Consider the following 4996-nt stretch of genomic DNA (forward strand, 5'->3'; position numbering starts at 1 on the left):
GGCTGACGCCACCGGCGATCCGGCCCCGGCTGCACCGATCACGCCACGGCCGGGCAACGAGCTGCGCGGTGACAGCCGCCTGCTCAATCTGCTGCGCGGTGCGATCGATGCGGCCGCCGATGACCAGGGCTGGGCCAAGCTCAGCGCGGTGGGCAACCAGATCGCCAACCGCGCCTCGTTTGATTCGCGCAATTACGGCTACCGCAAGCTCAGTGATCTGCTGGCGGCGGTGGGCCTGTTCGAGCTGAAGAAGGAAGGCAAGACCAGCTCGGTGCGGGTGCTGCCGCGCAAGGGCGCGCGCTGAACGCCGGCATGAGGGAGCCGCTCACACCACGGGAGGGACACAGATGCTGAAAATCTGGGGACGGCGCAATTCCAGCAACGTGCGCAAGGTGCTGTGGTGTGTCGAGGAGATCGGCCTGCCCTATGAATCGATCGAGGTCGGCGGCGCCTTTGGCGGCACGCATACGGCCGCATACCGGGCGATGAATCCCAACGGTCTGGTGCCGGTGATCGAGGATCACGGCCTGCCGCTGTGGGAATCGAACACCATCGTGCGCTATCTGGCCGCGCGCTATGCGTTGGGCAGCCTGTATCCGGAAGAGGTGGCCGAACGCGCGCAGAGCGAGAAGTGGATGGATTGGACCAGCTCGAGCTTCGCGGTGGCCTTCCGCGACCTGTTCTGGGGCGTGGTGCGTACCGCGCCGGCCGATCGCGATGAAGTGCGGATCGCCGCCGCGCTGCTGCGCTGTGGCGAGCTGCTGGCGCTGGCCGATGCCGAACTGTCACAGCGGCCATGGCTGTCGGGCGAGCGCTTCGCGATGGGCGATATCCCGCTGGGGGCCTTCGCCTATGCGTGGTTCCAGATGCCCATCCAGCGCCCGGAGCTGCCGCATCTGGCCGCCTGGTATGCACGGCTGCAGCAGCGCCCGGCCTATCGGACCGCGGTGATGACGCCGCTGACGTAAGCACGCGGGCGCACCGTATCGATCGGCACGCGGCAGGCGATCGGCAAAAAACAGCCGCGCTGGAGCCAGCGCGGCTGTCGGGTGTTGCAGGTCCCGCACCCGAAGGTACGGGAGCCGGGGCTTAGAACTTGAAGTTCAGGCCCAGGTACAGCTGGCGGCCGGTGTAGCTGTTGGACAGCAGGCGCGCCTTGGTGTCGTTGCCCAGGTGCACGCGCTGTTCGGACTTGGTGGCGTTCAGTACCGAGGCGGTCACCGTCAGGTCCTCGCGGATGTTGTAGGCCGCGTTGAGGTCCAGCTGGTCGTACGGCTCGGAGTAGGAGGTGAAGCCGTTGTTGAGGCCACCGACGATTTCACCACGGCGGTTGTACGAGGCACGCGCGAGGAACTTGCTGTTCTCGTAGAACACGGTGAAGTTGGCCTGGTTCTTGGCGCTGCCCACCAGCGGCGAGGAGCCGATGTTCTCGCCATCGATCTCCACCGAAGCCAGGTTGGTGTCGTTGTAGGTGTAGTTGGCCTGGAAGCCCAGACCGAAATCGAAGGTGTACTGGCCGTACGCTTCGATACCCTGCGAGACGCCATCACGGCCGTTGGCCTGGGTGGAGTAGTTCTGCACGGTCACCGTCTGGCCGTCGACCGACATCTGCAGGTCACGCACCACCGGCACGGTGAAGTTCTTCACATCCTTGCGGAACACGCCCAGACCGGCCACGGCGCCCGGCTGGAAGTACCACTCCACGCTCAGGTCGTACTGGATGGCTTCAAACGGATCCAGGCCCTTGTTGCTGCCCGAACCGTACCAGCCCGGGTTCGGCGCGCCGCCGGCGACGCGACGGTCGTTGCTGTACTCCTCCGAGTAATAGGTCAGGCCGCCCGGGTAGGCGATGGAGGTGTAGCTCGGACGGGCGATGACCTTGGAGGCGGCGCCACGCAGCACCACGTTGTCGGTCATGTCCCAGGCGATGTTGAAGCTGGGCAGGATGTCGGTGTAGGTCTTGTCCAGCGAGGCCATCACGTAGCTCTTCTCGCGGGCCAGCGCGTCGGGCAGACGCACAAAACCGCTTTCGCAGGTGTGACCGACCAGGCCGGCGGCGGCCGGATCGGTACAGGCCATCGGCGCACCGCTGGCGTTGTCGGCGAAATAGTCGTTGAAACGCTCGACCGAATCGCTCGACTCGGCGTGCTGCTTGGTGCGGGCCACGCGCAGGCCGACGTTGCCGCGCAGGCGCTCGGTACGGAAGTTGGCCTGGAAGTAGCCGGAGTTGACCTTCTCTTCGACGTTGTAGACGAAGTCCGACTCGCGGCGGTTGTGCATGCCGCCGTACTTGTTGTTCAGGTACTCGATGTAGGCCGGGTAGTTGATGCCCGGGAAGATGTTGGCGTCAAAACCACCGGCGATGTTGCCGATCGGCTTGGACAGGAAGAAGCCCGGCTGGGCGTCGCCGGCGGTCGGATCACAGCCCGCCTGGTAGCGGTTGTCGTCGTAGTTGCTCGGATCGGTACCCGGGCACACCCAGTAGGTGTTGCCGGTGTTGCGGTGGATCTTGCTGTCGCTGTACTTGGTGCCGAATTGGATCGAATCCAGCCAGCCGGCCTCGAACAGCTTGGTGAAGTCGGCCTGGAAGTGGTTCTGCTCCATGCTCGTCTGCATCCACGACGAATCGGTCGAGCCGGTGTCGATCTCGGCCACGCCCGCCATCAGCTGGTCCTGCAGGTCCGGCGAGAACTGCACCGACGGGGTGCCGGTGATGTCCCAGGAGGTGAACTGGTTGCCGGCCTGCCACTGGCCATCGACCTTGCGGCGCGGCTTGGCGGCGGTGCGGAAGCTCATCGACGGACCACCCTCGGACCAGGTGCGGCCGCCGCCGAAGCTGGCCTTCCACAGCGTGCTGATGTCCCAGTCGATGGACAGGTCGGCGGTCTGCGACAGCGCCTTCTCGCGGCTGTAGGTGCCGGTCAGCTGCGGGGTCGGCACGGTGCAGTCGTCCGGACCCCAGCCGCCGCCCGGCAGGCCGGCGGCCGCCGCCTGGTCTTCGCTGCAGATGTAGGTCTTGCCGGCCAGCTTCTCGTATTCGGCACCGGTGACGATGGTGCCGCTCGGATCCAGGGTGAAGCCGTTGAGCAGGCGGCCGGTTTCCCAGTTGCCGTCACCGGCCACGCGCGCCAGGTTCCATTCCGGCACCTTGAGCATGTTCTGGGTGTAGTTGCCTTCCAGCTCGAAGCGGAAGTAGTTGGCGGTCATGGTGACGTTGTCGACAGGCTTGAACTGGAACGTCAGCTGGCCGCCGGTGCGCTCACGCTTCTCGTCCTTGACCGCGAAGTTGACCGAGGTCGGCATGAAGAAGCCGGAGTAGTGGCCGCCGTTCTGGTCATAGATGCCCGAGGCGCCCCAGAACTTGTTGACGCCGCTCAGCGGATTGCCGTTGACGTCGACCGGACGGTGGCTGGGCGTGCCGGCCTGGTTCCAGACGAAGTCGTTGATGATGTTGCCGTTGCCATCGACGCGGTCGCTGTACCACTGCCAGTCTTCGGTGCTGACTTCCATGCTGCGGTTGTTGCGGTTCTGCTTGGTCGCGCCGACCAGCACGCCGAAACGCTCGTCATCGCTGTGCCAGGAATACATCGCCGAGGCCTGCGGGTCGACGCCGCTGCTGGTATCGGAGGAGGTGTACTCGACCGAAGCGAAGCCGGAGTTGGATTCCATGTCCAGCGGACGGCGGGTGCGCAGGATCACGGTGCCGCCGATGCCGCCTTCGTCGATGCGGGCTTCCGGGGTCTTGTACAGCTCGGCGGCCGAGAGCATGTTCGACGGCAGCAGGGTGTAGTTGAACGAGCGCGAGGCTTCGTTGTTGGTTTCCGAGGAGGCGACGAAGTTGCCGTTGAGCTGGGTCAGGGTCAGGTCCGAGGCCAGGCCGCGCACGCTGACGTTCTTACCTTCGCCACCGCTGCGGCTGATGATCACGCCCGGCACGCGCTGCAGCGCGTCGGCCACGTTCTTGTCCGGGAACTTGCCCACGTCTTCGGCGGTGATCACTTCGACCACGGCGTTGGCGTCGCGCTTCTGCTCCAGGCTCTTCTCGATCGCGTAGCGGTAGCCGGTGACGGTGACGCTGTCGAGCGTGGTGGCATCGGCAGCGGCGTCCTGTGCGAACGCGCTGGCCGGAACCATGGCCACGGCGAACAGTGCGGTGGCGATCGCCGCGGACAATGTGTCGCGGCTGTGCAGCAGTGATTTGTGTTTCATGGCGCTCTCTCCCTCTCCTGGATTGAATTCGGTGTTTGTGTAAAAAATTTTTATCGATCTAAAAATTCAGGGGGGGGACAGCGCGGTGAAGCCGTCGCGTTCGGCCCGGATGACGGTGGTGCCGGACGTGGCGGTTCCCTGAAATTTTTCGATCGGTAGTGACTTGTCGATTTGGATCGATCTAAACTATTGGTGGTAGATTTTTTAGCACAGCCCTTTGCTGTGTGCATGCTGCTGCGCAATAAGGCGGCAATGATCGTTGCCGCGCGGCGCGTTGTCCATTGCCGAAATGGCCGGGTCGGGGCGGAAATGCGCAAGCCCTGCCGGGCCGGGAATCGGCAAGCGCCGGACGGGCGGCGGCGCCCGTCGTCGCGGCGGGATGTTGCGCCGCAGAATGCAAATACGGGAATTGCGCGGTTTACTTGGATCGATCTAAATTCATCAGGGTCTGAATCTGGAGCGATGCAAACGCAGTCACGGCTGTCTGCGGCGGCACTGTTTCATGCTTGGTTTCCCTGTCTGATCAACACGTTGCTTGCTTTACAGGTTCGTGTGATGACGCTTTTCCAGTCCCGGTGATGCCGGTGTTGGGCGGTGCCGTTGCGGGCCTGATCCGTTTACTGATCCCGGCACTCTCTCCATCCCCCGATGGGTCGGGTATCAGCGGCCCGGTTCGCCGGGCCACCCTTTTTGCCGTACCGACATCGACCCACAGGATCCACACATGAGCCGATCGCCGCTTGCCCCCCTCGACCGTTCCGCCCGTCGCCGCGTTGCCGGTGTCGCC

Annotated in this window: 4 protein-coding genes; 3 read left to right on the forward strand and 1 reads right to left on the reverse strand. The window is 64.5% G+C overall.

Annotation, left to right across the window (positions count from 1 at the left end; translation table 11 throughout):
* Together JCM9942_RS10810 and JCM9942_RS10815 are read left to right on the forward strand one after the other, a co-directional pair.
* A partial coding sequence (locus JCM9942_RS10810) for an OST-HTH/LOTUS domain-containing protein (RefSeq protein ID WP_218185483.1) occupies positions 1-304 on the forward strand: 304 nt, incomplete at its 5' end.
* A 43-nt stretch (positions 305-347) separates the two neighbouring features.
* The gene (locus JCM9942_RS10815) at positions 348-968 is read left to right on the forward strand and encodes a glutathione S-transferase family protein (RefSeq protein ID WP_054659612.1); all 621 of its coding nucleotides are present in this window, start codon (positions 348-350) and stop codon (positions 966-968) included.
* A 121-nt stretch (positions 969-1089) separates the two neighbouring features.
* Here JCM9942_RS10815 and JCM9942_RS10820 read toward each other — a convergent pair whose 3' ends face one another.
* A complete protein-coding gene (locus tag JCM9942_RS10820) occupies positions 1090-4209 on the reverse strand; it encodes a TonB-dependent receptor (protein WP_054659614.1) in 3120 nt (1039 codons plus the stop codon).
* A 228-nt stretch (positions 4210-4437) separates the two neighbouring features.
* On the opposite strand from JCM9942_RS10820, the gene JCM9942_RS19050 reads away from it, so the two are divergent.
* Positions 4438-4788 (forward strand): hypothetical protein, encoded by a 351-nt coding sequence (locus JCM9942_RS19050; protein ID WP_145974319.1) that lies wholly within the window; start codon positions 4438-4440, stop codon positions 4786-4788.
* The last annotated feature ends 208 nt before the right edge of the window (positions 4789-4996 follow it).

Origin of the sequence: Stenotrophomonas pictorum JCM 9942 (genome assembly GCF_001310775.1) — a bacterium.
GTDB classification, from domain to species: Bacteria; Pseudomonadota; Gammaproteobacteria; order Xanthomonadales; family Xanthomonadaceae; genus Stenotrophomonas; species Stenotrophomonas pictorum.

Excerpts from the sequence above, each read along its gene's own strand:
- JCM9942_RS10815 (WP_054659612.1), top strand. The coding sequence starts at position 348 with ATGCTGAAAATCTGGGGACGGCGCAATTCCAGCAACGTGCGCAAGGTG.
- JCM9942_RS10820 (WP_054659614.1), bottom strand. The coding sequence starts at position 4,209 with ATGAAACACAAATCACTGCTGCACAGCCGCGACACATTGTCCGCGGCG.
- JCM9942_RS19050 (WP_145974319.1), top strand. The coding sequence starts at position 4,438 with ATGCTGCTGCGCAATAAGGCGGCAATGATCGTTGCCGCGCGGCGCGTT.